Origin of the sequence: Clostridium sp. BJN0013 (genome assembly GCF_040939125.1) — a bacterium.
Taxonomy (GTDB): Bacteria; Bacillota; Clostridia; order Clostridiales; family Clostridiaceae; genus Clostridium_B.
In genome coordinates, this window is record NZ_CP162495.1 from 294180 (window position 1) to 313984 (window position 19805).

Genomic DNA, 19805 nt, shown 5'->3' on the forward strand with positions numbered 1-19805 from the left:
AGTTACATTTAAGTTATAAAATAAATTTATTTACTATATTGTTCAATTCATCATAGATATTTTTAAGTTCCTGCATATTTTCATTTATAGCTTCTATGGAATTATTCTGTTCTTCCACTGAAGCGGCCAATTGCTGACTTCCAGCAGAAGATTCTTGTGAAATGTCAGATATATTTTTTATAGCTTGTATAACAGAATTTTTATTTGATTCTACTTGATTAATTTTTTCAGTCAATATATCTATATTTGGTAGCATATCATTTATAGAATTTTCAATCATTAAAAATAATTTATTGGATTGTTCCATACTTTCATTAGCTTCAGCATTAATTTTATTAGAATTAATAACATTTTTTTGCGTTATTTCGATTTCGTTCTGTATTTCTCTTATTACCTTTGAAATCTTATCTATGGCCTGTTTAGTCTGTTCTGAGAGAGCCCTTATCTGATCTGCCACTACAGAAAATCCTTTTCCAACTTCTCCGGCTTTGGCAGCTTCAATAGCAGCATTTAATGCCAGAAGATTAGTTTGTTCTGATACAGATGTTATAGTGATTACTATTTCACCTATAGATTGGGATTTTTGTATTAAATTACTCATGCTTTTTGAGACTTGGTTAGATGCTTTGTTGTTGTTTTTTAATTTTAAGTTTAAAAGTTTTATTGTCTGTATTCCACGAGTACTAATATCTTTTATATTATAAAAGTATTTTTTAACTTGCTCAACAGCATTTGACACATCCTTAATTTCATAGGATAAATTATTTAATTTATTTACTCCATCGTTAGCGGTATTTACCTGAATAATTGAACCCTTTGCCATTTTTTCTGTAGTCTTGGAAACTTCATCTATTGATTTGGAAGTTTCATTTAATGAAGTAGCTACACTGGATGAATGAGTTAATATATTGTTAGAACTATTTTTGATATCTTTAATTACAGTAATTAAAATATTTGATAATGAATTTATATCTGCTGCTATTATACCTAGTTCATCCTTATTTTTAATTACAGTATTTAATTTACTCTTGTCATATTTAAAATTTAATTTTTCTATTTCAGATATAACATATCTTATGTTTTTTATAGGTTTAGATATAATATTTGAAATATATCTAGAAACTATAATAGCAGCGATTATACAGACAATGAAAATAATTGAATTTAAAATTATAAGTGAATTTAATTCTTTAGTAAATTCACTTTTAGGTACTGCAAATCCTACAGTCCAGTTGGATATTTTGATATTAGAAGATAAAAAATATTTATTTACACCGTCGTAGTCTTTTAAAGATAATAAGTTATTACTTTTATTTGCAATTTGAATGTATTTTCCACCATTGAAAGTATCTAAATTTTTGAGTGTTTCACCTGAGGGTTTAAGTTCTTTATATGGATGAACAAGTACGTTGTTTTCTTCGTTTAATAAATAGCCATAACTATTTTTAACAGGAGTTGCTTTTTCTATTAAATTTATAATAACATCCATTCGTAAATCTTCTGCCATTACCCCTATAAGTTGACCATCTTCTTCTATAGGTATTGTTATAGATACAACTATTTTTTTAGTATACATATCAAAATATGGAATATATGATATTTTATTTTGTTCTATTGTTTTTTTATACCAAGATCTTTTTGTACTATCATAGTTTGCTGGAGGTATCCAGCCTGCTCCATCTAAGATACCTTTATTTGGAAGCCCCATGTATAAGTCAGATATGTTAGAATTTGATTTAAGCTTTTCTTTAAAATAGGCAAGTGATTTAGTATTATCACCTACAATATTGTTATCATACATAGTCTGTACAATTTGTTTAAATAGAGCAGTTTCTTTATCTAACCAGCTGTTTACTATATTTGAATAGTTCTCTGATGATATGTTCATTTTGTCACTATATTGCTCTATAATAATATTTCTAGATACTAAATAGCTGCCTATAGATGAACAAAGTAGTAATAATATAGTTAGTGATAAAGTTAAAAAGGTCATTTTACTTTTAATACTTTTCATAATGATTCCTCCTCGTATAATATAGTTGTACCAATCAATAGAGATTAGATCATCTCTACTAACGGATATTTATAAATATAAATTAATTATTGTTCGTACATCTCAAGTTCCGTTCTGGAAATTGCAATATCCTTTAGTAAGTCTAAAAATAATAAGAGTGTATCTTCCACAAGGGTAACTTGATTAATAGTTAAATCATTGTATAATATCTTCTGAATAGAGGTTAGATGTTTAGCTGGTTGAGTTTCTTCCCTTGCGGAAGAATTACTCGTGTCACAAACGAGGTTGTTAGCTCACTGTTAGGTATGGATACTCTGTTCTATCTTCAAAAATATATGAAAAGGAGATATTTACAATGTCAAAATTTTTTAATTTACCTGTAGTAGGTATCGATGTTTCTGCTGATTATTCTATGGTTGCAATACTAGCCCCTGATGGAGCAGTTTATAGAAAGGCTTTCAAGATAATGCACACTTCTGATGGTTTCTCTTATCTTCTCAAAGAAATGAGAAAAGTGGAAAAAGAGTTCTCCATGAAACCATCACTTTTCATGGAATCAACTGGTGTTTACCATTTAACTCTTTTCCACTTCCTAAAGAATAACGAATTAGAAACTTTCGTTATAAATCCTCTTATTACTAATAGTAACAAAAATTTAGGAATAAGAAAAGTGAAAAATGATAAAATGGATGCCTTAACTATTGCAAACATAGCAAAATTTCAAAATATAAAAATGTCTGATTATTTAGATATCCCAATATTTGCTGTAAGATCACTTTGTCGTGATTACTACAGCCTTATAGATAACCGTTCCCAGTTCAAGAAAAAGTTATCTTCTGATCTTAGAACGTTTTTTCCTGGATATCATAATGTTTTTTCTGACGTAGCTGGTGTTACTTCATTAGCAGTTTTAAGTAAATTTTCATCCCCTAAAGCAATTGTTGATGCACCAAAAGATGATTTAATTGCTTTACTAAAGGAAAATTCTTGTAAATCAATTGACTGGTGTACAAACACATATAACAAACTTTTAAACGCTGCACTAAGTGCTGTACAAATAGGAATAACCAATAATTCCTTTAAAGTAACTATAGGCATAAATATAAAGCTTTTAAACATCATTAATGAACAAATTGAAACTCTAGTAAATGAAATAGAATCAGCAGTTAAAAATGACTCAACACCTGCTTCATTTAAGAACAACATAGCATTGCTTCTTTCTTTCAAAGGTATAGGCTTTATTACAGCTGTAACCATAATGAGTGAAATAGGCGATCCTACAAGGTTCAAGCATCCAAAAGAAATGGTTGCTTTCTTTGGAATTGACCCTTCAGTTAGTCAATCCGGGAAATTTAATAGTGACCAAAATAAAATGTCCAAGCGTGGTACACGCTTTGGTAGAAGAGCACTTTATGCTGCTGCTCTTGCATCAATAAGAAAATCCAAAACTGGTAAACCAATTAACAGTGTTCTTTACCAGTATCGCAATAAAAACTTAAATGGTAAGAAGAAGAAAGTTGCTCTTTGTGCAATTATGCACAAACTTGTAAAGTACATATTTGCAGTTCTTAGAGATCAAAAGCCTTATGAAATTCGTGAACCAAAACTGCACAACCAAATGTATGTTACTAATTTTTCAAGATCAGTTTCTTAACCACTTAGACAAATTAATTATGGTCCAAATTGGATAAATTATTTCCAATTTAGTTTTAGTAAAAATTTGCCATAGTTCGTATTTTTTTATGGTTTGTTTGCCATGCTCTTTTTTGCTCTTAAATTTAGTAAATAAATTTTTTAAATTAACTATTGACTTTTACTAGCTGGTCTTTTTGCTATAATAAAAAATAAAGTATTTTAAAAGTACTTTTATATGAGATTAACTTTAATATTGTTTATATATCGGCGATTATTTTAATAATTTGATATATTTTTTTATAAAATATATCAAGTTGGTAGGTATTTTTTCAATCTATAGCTTTTTAAGAAGATTAATGTTTAAATATGCACTTTTATATATGCTAGGACTTTGTTAAAATATATTTAATAATTTAAAAGCTTTTAAAAGGTGGGATATTAGTGGCAAGAAATACATCGGTTGGAGGACAGGCAATAATAGAAGGGGTTATGATGAGAGGAATATGTGGCATAGCCACAGCTATAAGAAAATCAAATGGTGAAATTATTGTTAATATAGAAAAAAATATACCTTATAGTAAAAGAAATGTTTTTTTAGGGTTACCTATTATAAGGGGATTTGTATCCTTGATAGAATCTCTAGTCATAGGCATACGTACATTGAATTATTCTGCTTCTTTTTTTGAAGAATGTGAAGAACCATCTAAATTTGACAGGTGGTTTCAAAATATATTCAAAGAAAAAACTGAAAATGTGATCATGGTAACAACTTTATTTATATCTTTAGTTATTGCCACACTTTTATTTTTTATATTTCCCACTTTTGTGGCAAATATATTTAAAAAATTTTCAGTATATGATAGTATAGTTCTTAATATAATTGAAGGAGTAATTAGGGTAATTGTTTTTCTTATCTATTTGCTCTTAATAGGGAATATGAAAGATATAAAAAGAGTGTTTCAGTATCATGGTGCAGAACATAAAACTATTTTTTGCTATGAAAATTCAAGAGAGCTTACATCTGAAAATGCACAGAAGTTTACCAGACTCCACCCAAGATGCGGTACTAATTTTTTATTTTTGGTTATGATAATAAGTATAATATTTTTTTCATTGACAGGTTGGGGCAACATTTTGGAGAGAATTTTATACAGAATAATTTTACTGCCTGTAGTTTCTGGAGTTACTTATGAACTTATAAAATGGGTAGGAAAAAGTGATAATTTTTTATCTAAAATTATATCTTATCCTGGACTTATGCTTCAGAAAATTACTACAAGAGAGCCAGATTATGAACAATTGGAAGTGGCAATTAGAGCCTTAAAGAGTGCAGAGGGAATAGACAAAAATCAAGGGGAAAGTAGAGAATTACTGTGATGGTTAAATTTAATGATATTAATACACTTTTGAAATATGGTTATAAAGTTTTAAAAGATAAAAAAATTAGTAGTTATGTTTTAGATTCCCAGCTTTTATTAGGGAAGGCTATAAATAAGGATAGACTATTTATATTTATAAATGCAGATTATAAAGTTACCAAGGAAGAGTCCGAAAAATATTATTATTATTTGAAATTGAGATCAAAAAAAATGCCTGTAAAATATATATTAGGACAATGCGAATTTATGGGAATGGATTTCATAGTAAAGCCTGGAGTATTAATACCCCGGCCAGATACTGAAACTTTAGTAGAACAGGCTTTAGAAGAAATAAATAATAATAAATTTTATAATATATGTGATTTATGTTGTGGCACAGGAGCTATTGGAGTATCATTAGCTAAGTTTATGGAACATATAAATGTAGTATGTTGTGATATATCAGATACAGCCTGTGAGGTGGCAGAACAGAATGTAAGAAGGTACAGTTTGAATAAAAGAATAAGTATTGTTAAAAGTGATTTAATGGAGTATTTTATTTTAAACAAAATAAAATTTAATCTGATTGTATGTAATCCTCCTTATATAAAAGAAAGTGTTATAGATACTCTAATGGAGGATGTAAAGAACTATGAACCCCATGCAGCTTTAAGTGGAGGAGAAGATGGATTAGAGTTTTATAGGAAAATAGTTAAACAGAGTCTAAAAGTTCTAATTGAAAATGGTATGCTTATGTTTGAGATAGGATATGATCAGAAAAAAGATGTTACAAGTATACTAATGAGATATGGATTTAAAAATATAACCTGTATAAAAGATTTGGCAGGAAAAGATAGAGTCATTAAAGCAGTGATTGTATAACATTTAAATGATATACAATAGATATTATTTTTTAGGATTATAACATTTATTGTGATGAGTAGAAATGATATGATATAATAATTAGTTGTGAAAATATTTATACGGAGTGATAAAATTATGTTAGAAAGGCTTAATTTCATAGAAAATAAATATGAAGAACTATCTATTAAAATAAGTGATCCTATGATTATAGCAGATCAAAAAAAGTGGCAGAAATTATGCAAGGAACATGCAGAATTAGAAGAGATAGTTATCAAATATAGAGAATACAAAGAAGCTTTGCAAGATTTGGAAGATAATAAAGAAATGTTGCGAGAAGAAACGGATAAAGATATGAGGGAGATGGAACAGGAAGAAATAAAAAGACTGGGGGATGTTATAGAAAAAAGAGAAAACGAACTTAAAATATTACTTCTTCCTAAAGACCCAAATGATGATAAAAATGTATTTGTAGAGATAAGAGGAGGTGCAGGAGGCGAAGAGGCAGCTTTATTTGCAGCAAATCTTACAAGAATGTATACACGATATGCAGAGATTAAAGGATGGAAGGTAGAGACTATAAGTTTAAGTGCTACTGATATAGGTGGATTTAAAGAAATTGTATTTATGGTAAAAGGTAAAGATGCCTATAGCAGATTGAAATATGAAAGCGGTACTCACAGGGTGCAGAGGGTTCCAGATACAGAATCCAGTGGTAGAATTCATACATCAACGGCTACTGTAGCTGTACTACCAGAAGTTAATGATGTGGATATAGTGGTTAATCCTAATGATATAAGGATAGATGTATTTAGGGCATCAGGCCATGGTGGACAGTGTGTTAACACTACTGATTCAGCGGTGAGAATTACACATTTACCAACAGGACTTGTGGTATCCTGTCAGGATGAAAAATCTCAGCTTAAAAATAAAGAGAAGGCTATGAAGGTACTTAAATCAAGGCTTTATGAAAAAGCTCAGGAAGAAAGAAATGCCAGTATAGCAGAAGATAGAAAAAATCAGGTAGGCACAGGGGATAGAAGTGAACGAATAAGAACCTACAATTACCCACAGGGAAGAGTTACGGATCATAGAATAGGAATGACTTTATATAAACTTGATTCATTTTTAAATGGAGATATAGATGAAATAATAGATGCATTGATAACAGAGGATCAAGCACAGAAGATGAAATCCATAGGTAACAGATAAGAATTATTGGAGGAATCCAGAAAGGAGATGAAACCGTTAAGTTCTACTAACGGGAAAGTATGAATATAGATAAAGCCATTAGAAAGCAAAAAAAATCTTATAAGATATTTCTGCTATCGATGGTCTTTATTTTTTTTCTCTTACCAATAGTTTTTATTTTAAACAGAAAATTTTATATATTTTATATGTTCTATCTCATAGTTTTAGAGATTCTTATTTTTTTAGCAATTGTTGTTACAATTAATAATGAATTTTTAAAATTCGAATATGACGGATATAGGTTAAAAATAAATATGGGAGTAAGAAATATTAAATTAAATATAATATGTAATAAAGTTGTATTAGTACATGTAGAAAATTATGTAGTAAAAAATAATAAAGTAGTGGATTTTAGAATTATTTTTTTATCTACAGCTAAATTTAGAAATAATAGAATGATTCCTGTAAACAGAGAATTTTTAAAGAAACATCTTTATTTAGCTCATCAATATAATAAGCTTAAAATTTTACGTCCTAATACAAAATTTTATTATACTATAATAAAAAATGGAAGGTTAAATAAATATCTTTTTTTGGATACTGTTTATAAAAGTTGTGTTTATGCCTATTTTACTGAAGAAACCATAGAAAAAATAAAATACTATAGAGAAAATTCGGAAAATTATAATCTGTATAGAAAAAATATAACTACTTAAAAATATAATTCATATATTATAGATTTCTGCAATAAATATTAAATATCAAGTGATTCTTAGATTCAGGTGGAGTTTGCTCATAAGGAATGCTTTTCTCCATCTAAATCTTAGAAAAACTTATCCAGGGATTAGTAATGCTCATCCCCCTACTTTGAACAAATTAGGGGCTTAGCTAATTACTGCCTTTGGATGAATAAATAGATAAAGGTGATTTTATTTTGCATACAGATATGTTTTATATACTAATAGTAGGAAGTATAGTATCCCTTTTGGGAACTATGATAGGTGCTTCATTAGGAGTAGCAGTGAAAAAACCTTCTAACAAATTATTGGGATTTATAATTGGTTTTGCAGGGGGGATAATGTTATCGGTAGTAGTATTTGATTTGATTCCGGAAGCCATTGGCAAATGGAGTTTTTTGCCTACTATAGTATTTGTGATTTTAGGAGTTATAATTATTGCTATAGTTGATGACAAAATAAATATAAATAACTCTAACAGACATATTAAAGCAGCATTTATGGCTTCATTAGGGCTTATGCTTCATAACTTTCCAGAAGGTATAATAGTGGGATGTGGCTTTGCTGCAGGCAGTACACTTGGAATAAAAATGAGTATTATAATTACAATTCATGATATACCAGAAGGTATCGCAGTAGCAGCACCGCTTATGGCATCTAAAGTAAAAATTTCAAAGATACTTTTTTATGCCTTTATTACAGCCTTTCCTACTGCTATAGGAACCTTTATAGGTGCTTATATAGCAAATATTTCTACTGGGATATTAAATATATGTATTTCTATGGCCTCTGGAATAATGCTGTATGTTATATGTGGAGAAATGATACCAGAATCTTCAAAACTTTGGGAAGGCATAACAAGTACATTGGGAACCTTAAGTGGCATTATTTTAGGGCTTGTAATAGTACAGGTATTATAAATCTTAGAGTCTAATAGAATAGCATATTAAAAATTTGTTTTAATTTTAAAGAAGGGATATTATTTTATGAATACAAAAGTAAAAATTTTAGATGAAAATGATTTGGATCTAGAAATTATTAGAGAAGCGGGAAAAATAATAAGAGATGGAGGGCTGGTAACTTTTCCTACAGAAACTGTATATGGACTTGGAGCAAATGCTTTGGATCCTGAAGCGGTAAAGAAGATATTTAAAGCTAAAGGCAGACCTCAGGATAATCCTTTAATTGTACATATAGCTGATATAGAAGATATGAAACCGTTAGTTGTAGATATATCACCTATGGCTCTCAAGTTCATAAAAAATTTTTGGCCTGGACCTATGACTATAATTCTTTCAAAATCATCTGTTATTCCAGATATTACAAGCGCATCTCTTGATAGTGTAGGAATTAGGATGCCATCTAATATTATAGCAAGGGAACTTATAAAGGCAGCAAAGGTTCCTATTGCAGCACCTTCTGCAAATATATCAGGAAAACCAAGCCCTACTGATGTAGATAGATGTATAGAAGATTTAAATGGCAAAGTAGATATTATATTAGGGGGAAATATATGTGATGTTGGGTTAGAATCTACAGTTATAGATTGTACTGTAAGTCCTAGTTGTATATTAAGACCAGGTGGTATAACTTTTGAGATGTTAAAAGAAATAGAAAAAGAAATTTATATTGATCCAGCTATAATGAAAAAAACAGAGGGAAGTAACAGACCTAAATCCCCTGGAATGAAGTATAGACATTATGCTCCTAATGCTCCAGTAAAAATAGTTAAAGGGGATTTAAATAAAACTATTGCAAAAATCAATGAAATGGTAGAAAATTATATAGATGAAAATAAAATTGTAGGAATAATTGCTACAGATGAGACAAGAAGATTTTATAAAAATGCATTGATAATATCGGTAGGAAGTAGACATAATATGTCAAGTGTGTCTAAAAATTTATTTGAAACACTTAGAAGTTTTGATGATAATAAAGTAGATATTATAATATCAGAGGCTTTTGAGGAAAAAGGCATTGGATTAGCAATAATGAACAGATTGAATAAATCTGCTGGTTTTGATATTATAAAAGTATAATTTTTATTTTAAGGGAGGTTAGTTTGTGAAAAGTATATTATTTGTCTGTACTGGTAATACTTGTAGAAGCTGTATGGCAGAATCTATATTTAATTTTAAATCTGATATAAAAAATATAAAAGCTGTTTCAGCAGGATTATCAGTAGTACCAAATAGTGTGACCTCTAAAAATTCAGTAATAGTGTTAAAGGAAAATATTGGTGTAGACATAAGTAACAGAAAGGCTGTACAGTTAAGTAGTTCCATGATAAAAGATTCAAAAATTATTTTAACTATGACTGCTTACATGAGAGATATATTAAGACAAAATTTTGTGGATTTTAAAAATAAAATATATACTTTAAATGAATTTATATCCTTAAAAGAAGATATAAAAGATCCCTTTGGACAGGATATAACTAAATATAGAACTGTTTATAATCAACTAGAAAATAGCATTTCATTGTTGATAAAGAAGTTAAAGGAAGATACGAGCATTAATTAAATGTTATTATCTTCTTTTTTTGCGAGATTATATCTTTGTTAAATTATTTGCAATATAATTTTAAATGATATATTATATACTTTTGGAGGTATTTTTTATGAAAATTGCTTTAGGTAGTGACCATGCAGGGTTTCCCTTGAAAAGGGAAATAATAGAACATTTAAGAAATAAAGGTCTAGAGTTTGAAGACTTTGGAACTTTTTCAGAAGAGTCCTGTGATTATCCAGATTATGCATTAAAAGTTGGAGAGCAAGTTGTAAATAAAAATTATGATTTTGGAATATTGGTATGTGGAACTGGCATAGGAATAAGTATAGCTGCAAATAAAATACCGGGAGTCAGAGCTGCACTTTGTGGAGACACCTTTAGTGCCCATGCTTGTAGAGAGCATAATAATGCTAATATACTAGCTATAGGGCAAAGGGTAGTAGGTGTAGGACTTGCCCTTGATATAGTAGATAATTTTTTATTCACTAAGTTTCAGGGAGGCAGACATCAAAAAAGAATAGATAAAATAGGAGAAATAGAAAAAAAATATAACGGGTAATATGGGATTGAGTAGTTATAATTATTTACTACAAATTATTAAGGAATACCTTAATGGAATTGGAGGATATATTTAATGAGCAAAGTAATACAAATAACACATCCACTTATATTACATAAATTAGCTTTAATAAGAGATCAGCATACAGGTTCTAAAGATTTTAGGGAACTTGTAGAAGAAGTAGCTATGCTTATGGCTTATGAGGTAACTAGAAATCTTCAAACAGAAGAAGTGGAAATAGAAACGCCTATATGTAAAACAACCTGTAAGATGCTTTCAGGGAAAAAAGTGGCTGTAGTACCTATATTAAGGGCAGGGCTTGGAATGGTAGGTGGAATGTTAAAACTTATACCTGCAGCAAAAGTAGGTCATATAGGGCTTTATAGGGATGAAACTACACTAAAACCAGTAGAGTATTTTTGTAAGCTGCCCCAGGATATAGGAGAAAGAGAAGTAATTGTTACAGACCCTATGCTTGCTACAGGAGGATCAGCTATAGATGCTATAACTATGTTAAAACAAAAAGGTGCTAAGAATATAAGACTTATGTGTCTAATAGCTGCAGAAGATGGTATAAAGTCAGTTACAGAAGTACACCCAGATGTTGATATTTATACAGCGGCTATAGATAAAGAGTTGAATAAAAATGGATATATAGTTCCAGGCCTTGGAGATGCTGGTGATAGATTATATGGAACGAAGTAAAAATTATTTGAGTTTTTAGTAAGGAAAGCCCAACTTATAACAAGATGGGCTTTCCTTAAAGTATTTTTTATTATAATTCATTTTTACAGGAGTAAGATTTCAATATATAACTTAATAATACTAATGCGAAAGGAATTGTTTCAAAACATTACCTAATAGTTTATAATATATAATGTATTATTATAGTTTAAGGAGATAATTGCTAATTATGAGAAAAGATTGGGATAATTATTTTATGGATATTGCTTTTGAAGTTGCAGAGAGAAGTACATGCCCTAGATTACATGTAGGAGCAGTCCTTGTAAAAAACAAAAGAATAAAGGGTACTGGATATAATGGAAGTCCTAGAGGATTAGAACATTGTGATGAGGCAGGATGTTATATGAGGGATAACCATTGTATAAGAACTATTCATGCAGAAGTAAATTGTTTGCTTGAGGTATCACCGGATGATAGAGAAAATTCTACACTATATGTAACTCATATGCCCTGTCCAGAATGCCAAAAGTTAATAATTAACTGTGGAGTTAAAAGGGTTATATATTATGAAGATTATACACCAGAAATCAATTGGTTCAAAAAAGTACCTGAAATTGAATTAATATGTATAAAAAGAGTAGAATAATATAATATCTGAATTAAGTGATTCTTAGATTCAGGTAGATTTTATATAAAATTTTTCACCCTCTGAATCTTAGAGGAAGTTATCTAAGGACATAGAAGTGCTTATCTTCTATTTTGAAAAAGATGGAAGTTAGCAATAGTAGCCCTTTGATAAACAGAAGATATGATTAAGGAAGGTTAATATGAATAATTTATATCTATTTGCAATAGTATCGACAGTGTTTTCAGTTATACTTACACCAATTGTTAAAAAAATTGCTTTAAAGTTAAAGATTATAGATATGCCAGAGGGCAATAGAAGAATACACAGTAAACCTACACCACTTTTGGGGGGGTTGTCCATATATTTTTCCTTTGTGATTACTTTATTGTTGAAGAAAGGAAATCTTACAAGGGCAGAAATAGGGCTTATATTAGGTGCTACAATAATAGTGATAGGTGGATTTTTAGATGATAAATTTGATATAAAACCTCGATATAAATTAATATTTCAAATTGTAGCTGCTTTAATTTTAATTATCTATGGGGTAAAGATAGTATTAATTACTAATCCCTTTAGCAGCGTATATCAATTTATCGATGTGGGAGTAATGTCTCTTCCATTAACTATAATTTGGGTGGTGGGTATTACCAATGCTTTAAATTTGATAGATGGTTTAGATGGTTTAGCATCAGGGATTGGGTTAATATCCTCCTTGACTATTTTAATTATAGCATTATTAAATAAAAGATATGAAGCTGCAGTACTTGCCATTATATTGTGTGGGTCTATACTTGGATTTTTACCCTATAATTTTAATCCTGCTTCTATATTTATGGGAGATACAGGGGCACAATTACTTGGATTTTTACTTGCATCTATATCCATTGAAGGAGCCGTAAAATCTGCGGCAGCATTTTCTATAGCAGTTCCTATTCTTGCACTTGGAATACCAATATATGATACTCTTTTTGCTATGATAAGAAGAAAGATAAATGGTAAACCTATTATGCAAGCTGATAGAGGGCATCTTCACCATAGACTTCTTGATATGGGATTTAGTCAAAAACAAGCTGTTGGGACAATGTATGCTATAAGTGCAGTACTAGGTAGTCTTTCTATAATAGCTATGGAAATAAAGGTACAGCTATCTTATTTTCTTCTAGTGATAATTATGGTGATTTTAGTATTTATAGCTTGGAAGGTTGGATTTTTTGAACATAAAGATTAAGGTATCTTTCAATTATATTAGATACCTAAAGATGGAGGTTTTAATATGGATAAACTTAAAATTATTACAATATTTGGAACAAGACCTGAAGCAATAAAAATGGCTCCCTTAATCAAAGAGCTTGAAAAAAGGCATAGCATAGAAAATAAGATATGTGTTACAGCTCAACATAGAGAGATGCTAGATCAGGTTCTAAAACTTTTTAATATTATACCTGATTTTGATTTAAATATAATGAAGAGCAATCAAACATTGACAGGTATAACTAATAAGGTACTTGAAGGTCTTGAAGAAGTATTTGATAAAGAAAATCCAGATTTGGTACTTGTTCATGGAGATACCACTACTACATTTGCAGGAGCACTAGCAGCTTTTTATAAAAAAATAAGAGTAGGTCATGTAGAAGCAGGTCTTAGAACTTATGATAAATATTTTCCTTTTCCAGAAGAAATGAATAGAAAACTTACAGGAGATATAGCCGATCTCCATTTTGCACCAACATCTGGTTCTAGAGAGAATCTCCTTAGGGAAGGAGTGCCTATGAATGAAATATTTGTTACTGGGAATACAGTAATAGATTCAATGGAATTTACTGTAGAGAAAGAGTATGTATTTAATACTGCTGAATTGAATAATATAGATTATCATAAAAGTAAAGTAATAATGGTAACTGCTCATAGGAGAGAAAATTGGGGAGAAGGCATTGAAAATATTTGTAATGCATTAAAAAAAATAGTAGAAGAAAATAAAGAAGTAGAAGTAATCTATCTTGTACATTTAAATCCTAAAGTGAAAGATATGGTATATAAAATACTTGGAAATGTTCCTAGAGTTCATCTATTAAATCCTCTGGATACTAAAGAAACTCATAATTTAATGGACAGATGTTATATGGTTATGACTGATTCTGGAGGACTCCAGGAAGAAGCTCCACATCTTGGTAAACCTGTATTGGTGCTTAGAAATGTAACTGAAAGACCAGAAGCGGTAAAAGCAGGTACAGTAAAATTAGTTGGCACAAAGAAAGAGGATATAGTAAAATTGGCAAGTGAACTTATATTGGATTCTAGTAAATATGATATGATGAGTAAAGCTGTAAATCCTTATGGAGATGGCAAGGCATCAAGAAGAATAGCTGCAGCTATTTTGCAGTACTTTAACATAGAAAAAGGAGAATATGAGGAATTTATTTGAGTATACTATGTTTAGGTTAGTGAATTAAAAAAATATATAAAGTAATTATAGAAGCGTATAATAAAAAACTGAGATTTTTTCATATAAAAAAACTTTGTGTTTTTTTTAACAACAACATTGACAACGTTATGATTACTTAGTATAATGAACTTGTTATTAGGTTAAAATGTTGACATCATGTAGGTTAAGTTTCAGTTAAAAAGAAAATAAACTTTTAGGAGGATTTACTTATGAGAGAAGTAGTTATTGTAAGTGCAGTGAGAACAGCTATAGGAAGTTTCGGTGGAGCTTTGAAGGATGTTCCTGCAGTAGAACTAGGAGCTGTAGTTATAAAGGAAGCAGTAAAAAGAGCAAATATTAAACCAGAACAAGTAGATGAAGTTATATTTGGAAATGTAATACAGGCAGGTCTTGGACAAAGTCCAGCAAGACAGGCAGCTGTAAAAGCAGGTATTCCTGTGGAAGTGCCAGCATTCACATTAAATAAAGTTTGCGGTTCAGGCCTTAGATCAGTAAGCTTGGCAGCTCAGGTTATAAAAGCTGGAGATGCTGATGTTGTTATAGTTGGCGGAATGGAAAACATGTCTGCTGCGCCATATCTACTCCAAAAAGCTAGATGGGGACAGAGAATGGGAGATGGAAAGTTAGTTGATTCTATGATAAAAGATGGACTTTGGGAAGCATTCAATAATTATCACATGGGGATTACAGCTGAAAATATAGCAGAAAAATGGAATTTAACGAGAGAAATGCAGGATGAATTTTCAGCAGCATCACAACAAAAAGCAACAGCGGCTCAAAAAGCAGGAAAATTTAAAGATGAAATAGTACCAGTAGTTATTAAAACTAAAAAAGGAGAAAAAGTTTTTGATAATGATGAATATATTAGACCTGAAACAACTGTTGAAACATTAGCAAAATTAAAACCAGCATTCAAAAAAGATGGAACAGTTACAGCAGGTAATGCTTCAGGAATAAATGATGCAGCAGCAGCATTGGTTGTTATGAGTGCAGATAAGGCAAAAGAACTTGGAATCAAACCACTTGCAAAAATTGTTTCTTATGGAAGTAAAGGATTAGATCCAACAATAATGGGATATGGACCATTCTACGCAACAAAATTAGCACTTGAAAAAGCTAATATGTCAGTGGCAGATTTAGACTTAATAGAAGCAAATGAAGCATTTGCTTCACAGAGTTTAGCTGTAGCGAAAGATTTGGAATTCGATATGAGCAAAGTAAATGTAAATGGTGGAGCAATAGCTCTTGGACATCCTGTTGGTTGCTCAGGTGCAAGAATACTTGTTACATTACTTCATGAAATGCAGAGAAGAGATGCAAAGAAAGGTCTTGCAACATTATGTATAGGCGGTGGAATGGGAACTGCTCTAATAGTTGAAAGATAAAATAAAGGATATTATTTAAGTCACCTGTATGTAAAACAGGTGACTTGATTTATATAGTTAGAATACTTATATCTATATGGTATAGATTCAAGAGACTTTTAATGTAGCTTATTTTTCCTTAAGATAATTTATATACTTTAAAATTGAAAATAAGCATAAAAATTATCTCTGTTTAAAATTAGACTTTATGTTTTTTTAAAATTGTTTTTCTTATATTTATTGCAATATTTACACAACAAGAAAGAAACATAGAAAATTAAATTGTTCTAAGTATTTAGTTTATCTCAAATGGTTGTTAATATAGGGATTTATAGTAGCAATTACAGTAAAATAATGTTAGGTAAAATATTAAGGTGTGTAAAAAATTTTGTTTATTCTCTTTCTTTAGACGAAAATTTAAAACTAAGTTATTTGTAAAGTGATATTAAGTTTACCGGATAGAGTTTAGTTATATACCAGTATCATGAAGTACATTATATCTAGGTTTTGAGTATAATATACTTGCCAATGAAAATATAAGACAATCTTGAGGAATAACCTGAGCGATTATTAGTATTCTATGCAGAAACAAATAGGATTTGTTCTATCCACTTTGTAGTCATTAAATTTTCAAGTATAGCATCTTCATTTACTGTTTCATAGATAAATTTTAGATTTCTTGTAATTTTTTTACTGAATATATCCAGTATATATTTCATAGTATACCTTAACTAAGGATATACTGTTTTTATTGTTTTTAAATCTATTATGTCTGTCAAACATGGAATGCAAAAATGTACTAAATATCTTTTTTTATGTATGAGGAAATTATTTTTAATAAAGTCCTTCTTTTTATTTATATATATATAAAGATTTTATGATGTCATTACTGTTATTTAATAAACTAATGAGACAAAAATTAGAATAATAAATAAAAAAAGTAAATATAAGTAATTTTTCTAATTTAAAATATCTTAAAATAAAGCATATTTGGTCATTTTAAGTTAATATACTTATATATAATTAAATAACTTAAGGAATAGTATGAAAACTTTCCATAAACGTGCGTTTATTAAACTTTGTGTTTTTTTTAACAAGAGATATTGATAAAAAATTAATTAGTTAGTATAATTAAAATGTATTAGAATTGTATGAATTAAATGAATTATTTTAAATAATGTTGTTTAAGTTATAAACTTAAATAATTGTGAAGTAATATCATACAATTTCATCATTTATAGAAATTTTCTTAATAAATTATTATAGTTTGTATTTAAAAATATAAGCACTAATATCTAAAACACTTGAAATTTGATTGATCTAGAGCTTTACGAAATATTTAAGTTTAAATAAATTTATTAGGAGGGCTTGTTTTATGAAAGATGTAGTTATTGTAAGTGCTGTAAGGACAGCTATAGGAAGTTTTGGAGGAACTTTAAAAGATGTTTCTGCTGTAGATTTAGGAGCCATAGTTATAAAAGAAGCAGTAAAAAGGGCAAATATTAAACCAGAACAAGTAGATGAAGTTATATTTGGAAACGTAATACAGGCAGGTCTTGGACAAAGTCCAGCAAGGCAAGCAGCTGTAAAAGCAGGTATTCCTGTAGAAGTACCAGCTTTTACACTAAATAAAGTTTGTGGCTCAGGACTTAGAACAGTAAGTTTGGCAGCTCAGATTATAAAGACTGGGGATGATGATGTAGTTGTAGTTGGTGGAACAGAAAATATGTCTGCTGCACCATATCTACTTCCAAAAGCTAGATGGGGATACAGAATGGGAGAAGGAAAAATAGTTGATTCCATGATAAAAGATGGACTTTGGGAAGCATTCAATAATTACCACATGGGAATTACAGCTGAAAACATAGCAGAAAAGTGGAATATAACAAGAGAAATGCAGGATGAGTTTGCAGCATCATCCCAAAAAAAAGCAGAAGCAGCTATAAAATCAGGAAAATTTAAAGATGAAATAGTACCAGTAACTGTTAAGCAGAAAAAGAAGGAAGTAGTTTTTGATACTGATGAGTTTCCTAGATTTGGGACAACTGTCGAAACATTAGCAAAATTAAAACCAGCATTCAAAAAAGATGGAACAGTTACAGCAGGTAATGCTTCAGGAATAAATGATGCAGCAGCAGCATTGGTTGTTATGAGTGCAGATAAGGCAAAAGAACTTGGAATCAAACCACTTGCAAAAATTGTTTCTTATGGAAGTAAAGGATTAGATCCAAAAATAATGGGATATGGACCATTCTACGCAACAAAGTTAGCACTTGAAAAAGCTAATATGTCAATAGCAGATTTAGACTTAATAGAAGCAAATGAAGCATTCGCTGCACAGAGTTTAGCCGTAGCGAAAGATTTGGAATTTGATATGAGCAAAGTAAATGTAAATGGTGGAGCATTAGCTCTTGGACATCCTGTTGGATGCTCAGGTGCAAGAATACTTGTTACATTACTTTATGAAATGCAGAGAAGAGATGCAAAGAAAGGTCTTGCAACATTATGTATAGGCGGTGGAATGGGAACTGCTTTAATAGTTGAAAGATAGTTTAAATATATTTTTTATAGTTAAGATGTAAAAATAATTATCTCCCGGCATAGCCGGGGGTATTTCTTTAACGGGCATAGCCTTTTTCTATTAGCTATATCTAGGTGTTATACGTTTGATACATGCGAATATATTGTTATTTGCTACCTGTAAGCTTGTAGTATCGGAAGTTAACTGTTTTTCCAATTGATTTTCTTTTAACTGTTTTTGAATATACTCTTGAATTTTTCTATCATTTTTACTAGCTGTGTCAACATAATATCTTCTACACCAAAACTTTCTATTCCTATATTTATTTATGTTTCATGTTTTCCTATCTTTCATATATCATCAAACTATTTTTCTCTTATTAATAGCTGTATTTATTTTCCCTAGTAAATGCTTCTTTGGTACTAAATTTTCCAAACTATTAAATTCAATCTGATCTCGTAACTCTTTTCTTTTTTAGGTAACATTTTTACCATCCATATTATTTTAATCTAAAAAAGCTTAGAGTGTCGACTTTAACATAATTCCCTAGTTATCTGCAATAAAAGATTATTTAGAAAGCAGAAAAAGCAAAGGGCAGTTATCGAAAGAATATAGTGTTTTAGAAACCTTAGTACAACGATGAATTTCATTATATCAATCAATGGGAGAATCAGCATTAATAACTATATATTAAATTCTGATTATTGCAAAAATTGAAATACAAAGCTGTTAAGGTTTACATTTCAGGTATTAGTTTGAAACTAGATATATGTAAAAAATACAACATCCGTTCAACAGCTCAACTATCAGATTGAGTTTTAAAATATAATGGTTATGAAAAGATAAAATTTTCGGGTATAGGAGGAATATCAGCTGACTTACGGACAGTGATTTAGAATAGATTATGTTTAAGTAGATTAATAATCCTGTTGTAGATAATATTTACACTGTAAATTAATAAAATAATATCCTCAAAATGATAAATATATATTCATATGAAGTTTATGTAAGTATAAAAGTCTATAAGTATCATGTAATACTTTATTAAATATTAAATTTTATTGTTATTGTTATATATCATAAAATATAAAATCAAATTTAAGTTTGTACTTTTTAATGCTAGAGTCATAACATCTATTAAACTATTTCAGACCACAATTAAATAGGCTGTATATTCTAACTATTCTGTTCTTTAATTTTTGTGTAACTTCCATAATTTTAATTTTTTATTTTTAGAACAATCTGCTCCTAATATTATCATCCATGTATATGCTATACTTAAGCATAAATATAGATTCT

Annotated in this window: 17 protein-coding genes; 15 read left to right on the forward strand and 2 right to left on the reverse strand. The window is 29.5% G+C overall.

Going from position 1 to position 19805, the window contains the following annotated elements; all coding sequences use genetic code 11:
- Positions 1 to 13 precede the first annotated feature (13 nt).
- Positions 14 to 2014: a methyl-accepting chemotaxis protein gene (locus tag AB3K27_RS01640; RefSeq protein ID WP_368489531.1), complete on the reverse strand. Its 2001-nt coding sequence runs from the start codon at positions 2012 to 2014 to the stop codon at positions 14 to 16.
- Between the two features lie 355 nt (positions 2015 to 2369).
- On the opposite strand from AB3K27_RS01640, the gene AB3K27_RS01645 reads away from it, so the two are divergent.
- From AB3K27_RS01645 to AB3K27_RS01710, 14 genes are all read left to right on the forward strand, one after another.
- Entirely contained in the window at positions 2370 to 3668 is a 1299-nt protein-coding gene (locus AB3K27_RS01645; protein WP_368487541.1) for an IS110 family transposase, read from the forward strand.
- 422 nt (positions 3669 to 4090) lie between these two features.
- The gene (locus AB3K27_RS01650) at positions 4091 to 5026 is read left to right on the forward strand and encodes a DUF1385 domain-containing protein (RefSeq protein ID WP_368489532.1); all 936 of its coding nucleotides are present in this window, start codon (positions 4091 to 4093) and stop codon (positions 5024 to 5026) included.
- Complete coding sequence (prmC, locus tag AB3K27_RS01655; RefSeq protein WP_368491145.1) at positions 5026 to 5889, forward strand: peptide chain release factor N(5)-glutamine methyltransferase; 864 nt, start codon at positions 5026 to 5028, stop codon at positions 5887 to 5889. Before AB3K27_RS01650 ends, prmC begins: the two co-directional genes overlap by 1 nt.
- 117 nt (positions 5890 to 6006) lie before the next feature.
- On the forward strand, positions 6007 to 7080 hold the full coding sequence (gene prfA / locus AB3K27_RS01660) for a peptide chain release factor 1 (protein ID WP_368489533.1): 1074 nt from the start codon (positions 6007 to 6009) through the stop codon (positions 7078 to 7080).
- A 59-nt stretch (positions 7081 to 7139) separates the two neighbouring features.
- Positions 7140 to 7775: a hypothetical protein gene (locus AB3K27_RS01665; RefSeq protein WP_368489534.1), complete on the forward strand. Its 636-nt coding sequence runs from the start codon at positions 7140 to 7142 to the stop codon at positions 7773 to 7775.
- Positions 7776 to 8005: 230 nt separating this feature from the next.
- Entirely contained in the window at positions 8006 to 8716 is a 711-nt protein-coding gene (locus AB3K27_RS01670; protein ID WP_368489535.1) for a ZIP family metal transporter, read from the forward strand.
- Positions 8717 to 8782: 66 nt separating this feature from the next.
- Complete coding sequence (locus AB3K27_RS01675; protein WP_368489536.1) at positions 8783 to 9835, forward strand: L-threonylcarbamoyladenylate synthase; 1053 nt, start codon at positions 8783 to 8785, stop codon at positions 9833 to 9835.
- 25 nt (positions 9836 to 9860) lie between these two features.
- Positions 9861 to 10319, forward strand: a complete 459-nt coding sequence (locus AB3K27_RS01680) for a low molecular weight protein arginine phosphatase (protein ID WP_368489537.1) — start codon at positions 9861 to 9863, stop codon at positions 10317 to 10319.
- Positions 10320 to 10416: 97 nt separating this feature from the next.
- Positions 10417 to 10866 carry a ribose 5-phosphate isomerase B gene (rpiB, locus tag AB3K27_RS01685; protein ID WP_368489538.1) on the forward strand — a complete coding sequence of 150 codons (450 nt, stop codon included), beginning with the start codon at positions 10417 to 10419 and terminating at the stop codon, positions 10864 to 10866.
- 75 nt (positions 10867 to 10941) lie between these two features.
- Complete coding sequence (gene upp, locus AB3K27_RS01690) at positions 10942 to 11571, forward strand: uracil phosphoribosyltransferase (RefSeq protein ID WP_368489539.1); 630 nt, start codon at positions 10942 to 10944, stop codon at positions 11569 to 11571.
- A 208-nt stretch (positions 11572 to 11779) separates the two neighbouring features.
- Positions 11780 to 12196 carry a cytidine/deoxycytidylate deaminase family protein gene (locus AB3K27_RS01695; RefSeq protein WP_368489540.1) on the forward strand — a complete coding sequence of 139 codons (417 nt, stop codon included), beginning with the start codon at positions 11780 to 11782 and terminating at the stop codon, positions 12194 to 12196.
- A 181-nt stretch (positions 12197 to 12377) separates the two neighbouring features.
- Positions 12378 to 13406, forward strand: a complete 1029-nt coding sequence (locus tag AB3K27_RS01700) for an MraY family glycosyltransferase (RefSeq protein WP_368489541.1) — start codon at positions 12378 to 12380, stop codon at positions 13404 to 13406.
- A gap of 45 nt (positions 13407 to 13451) precedes the next feature.
- On the forward strand, positions 13452 to 14600 hold the full coding sequence (gene wecB / locus AB3K27_RS01705; RefSeq protein ID WP_368489542.1) for a non-hydrolyzing UDP-N-acetylglucosamine 2-epimerase: 1149 nt from the start codon (positions 13452 to 13454) through the stop codon (positions 14598 to 14600).
- Positions 14601 to 14830: 230 nt separating this feature from the next.
- Positions 14831 to 16006 carry an acetyl-CoA C-acetyltransferase gene (locus tag AB3K27_RS01710; RefSeq protein ID WP_368489543.1) on the forward strand — a complete coding sequence of 392 codons (1176 nt, stop codon included), beginning with the start codon at positions 14831 to 14833 and terminating at the stop codon, positions 16004 to 16006.
- A gap of 557 nt (positions 16007 to 16563) precedes the next feature.
- Here AB3K27_RS01710 and AB3K27_RS01715 read toward each other — a convergent pair.
- Positions 16564 to 16704, reverse strand: a complete 141-nt coding sequence (locus tag AB3K27_RS01715; RefSeq protein WP_368489544.1) for a hypothetical protein — start codon at positions 16702 to 16704, stop codon at positions 16564 to 16566.
- A 656-nt stretch (positions 16705 to 17360) separates the two neighbouring features.
- On the opposite strand from AB3K27_RS01715, the gene AB3K27_RS01720 reads away from it, so the two are divergent.
- Entirely contained in the window at positions 17361 to 18536 is a 1176-nt protein-coding gene (locus AB3K27_RS01720) for an acetyl-CoA C-acetyltransferase (protein ID WP_368489545.1), read from the forward strand.
- Positions 18537 to 19805 lie beyond the last annotated feature (1269 nt).

Excerpts from the sequence above, each read along its gene's own strand:
- wecB (WP_368489542.1), top strand. The coding sequence starts at position 13,452 with ATGGATAAACTTAAAATTATTACAATATTTGGAACAAGACCTGAAGCA.
- prfA (WP_368489533.1), top strand. The coding sequence starts at position 6,007 with ATGTTAGAAAGGCTTAATTTCATAGAAAATAAATATGAAGAACTATCT.
- AB3K27_RS01665 (WP_368489534.1), top strand. The coding sequence starts at position 7,140 with ATGAATATAGATAAAGCCATTAGAAAGCAAAAAAAATCTTATAAGATA.
- rpiB (WP_368489538.1), top strand. The coding sequence starts at position 10,417 with ATGAAAATTGCTTTAGGTAGTGACCATGCAGGGTTTCCCTTGAAAAGG.
- prmC (WP_368491145.1), top strand. The coding sequence starts at position 5,026 with ATGGTTAAATTTAATGATATTAATACACTTTTGAAATATGGTTATAAA.
- AB3K27_RS01695 (WP_368489540.1), top strand. The coding sequence starts at position 11,780 with ATGAGAAAAGATTGGGATAATTATTTTATGGATATTGCTTTTGAAGTT.
- AB3K27_RS01720 (WP_368489545.1), top strand. The coding sequence starts at position 17,361 with ATGAAAGATGTAGTTATTGTAAGTGCTGTAAGGACAGCTATAGGAAGT.
- AB3K27_RS01715 (WP_368489544.1), bottom strand. The coding sequence starts at position 16,704 with ATGAAATATATACTGGATATATTCAGTAAAAAAATTACAAGAAATCTA.
- AB3K27_RS01710 (WP_368489543.1), top strand. The coding sequence starts at position 14,831 with ATGAGAGAAGTAGTTATTGTAAGTGCAGTGAGAACAGCTATAGGAAGT.
- AB3K27_RS01700 (WP_368489541.1), top strand. The coding sequence starts at position 12,378 with ATGAATAATTTATATCTATTTGCAATAGTATCGACAGTGTTTTCAGTT.
- AB3K27_RS01675 (WP_368489536.1), top strand. The coding sequence starts at position 8,783 with ATGAATACAAAAGTAAAAATTTTAGATGAAAATGATTTGGATCTAGAA.
- AB3K27_RS01645 (WP_368487541.1), top strand. The coding sequence starts at position 2,370 with ATGTCAAAATTTTTTAATTTACCTGTAGTAGGTATCGATGTTTCTGCT.
- AB3K27_RS01670 (WP_368489535.1), top strand. The coding sequence starts at position 8,006 with ATGTTTTATATACTAATAGTAGGAAGTATAGTATCCCTTTTGGGAACT.
- AB3K27_RS01640 (WP_368489531.1), bottom strand. The coding sequence starts at position 2,014 with ATGAAAAGTATTAAAAGTAAAATGACCTTTTTAACTTTATCACTAACT.
- upp (WP_368489539.1), top strand. The coding sequence starts at position 10,942 with ATGAGCAAAGTAATACAAATAACACATCCACTTATATTACATAAATTA.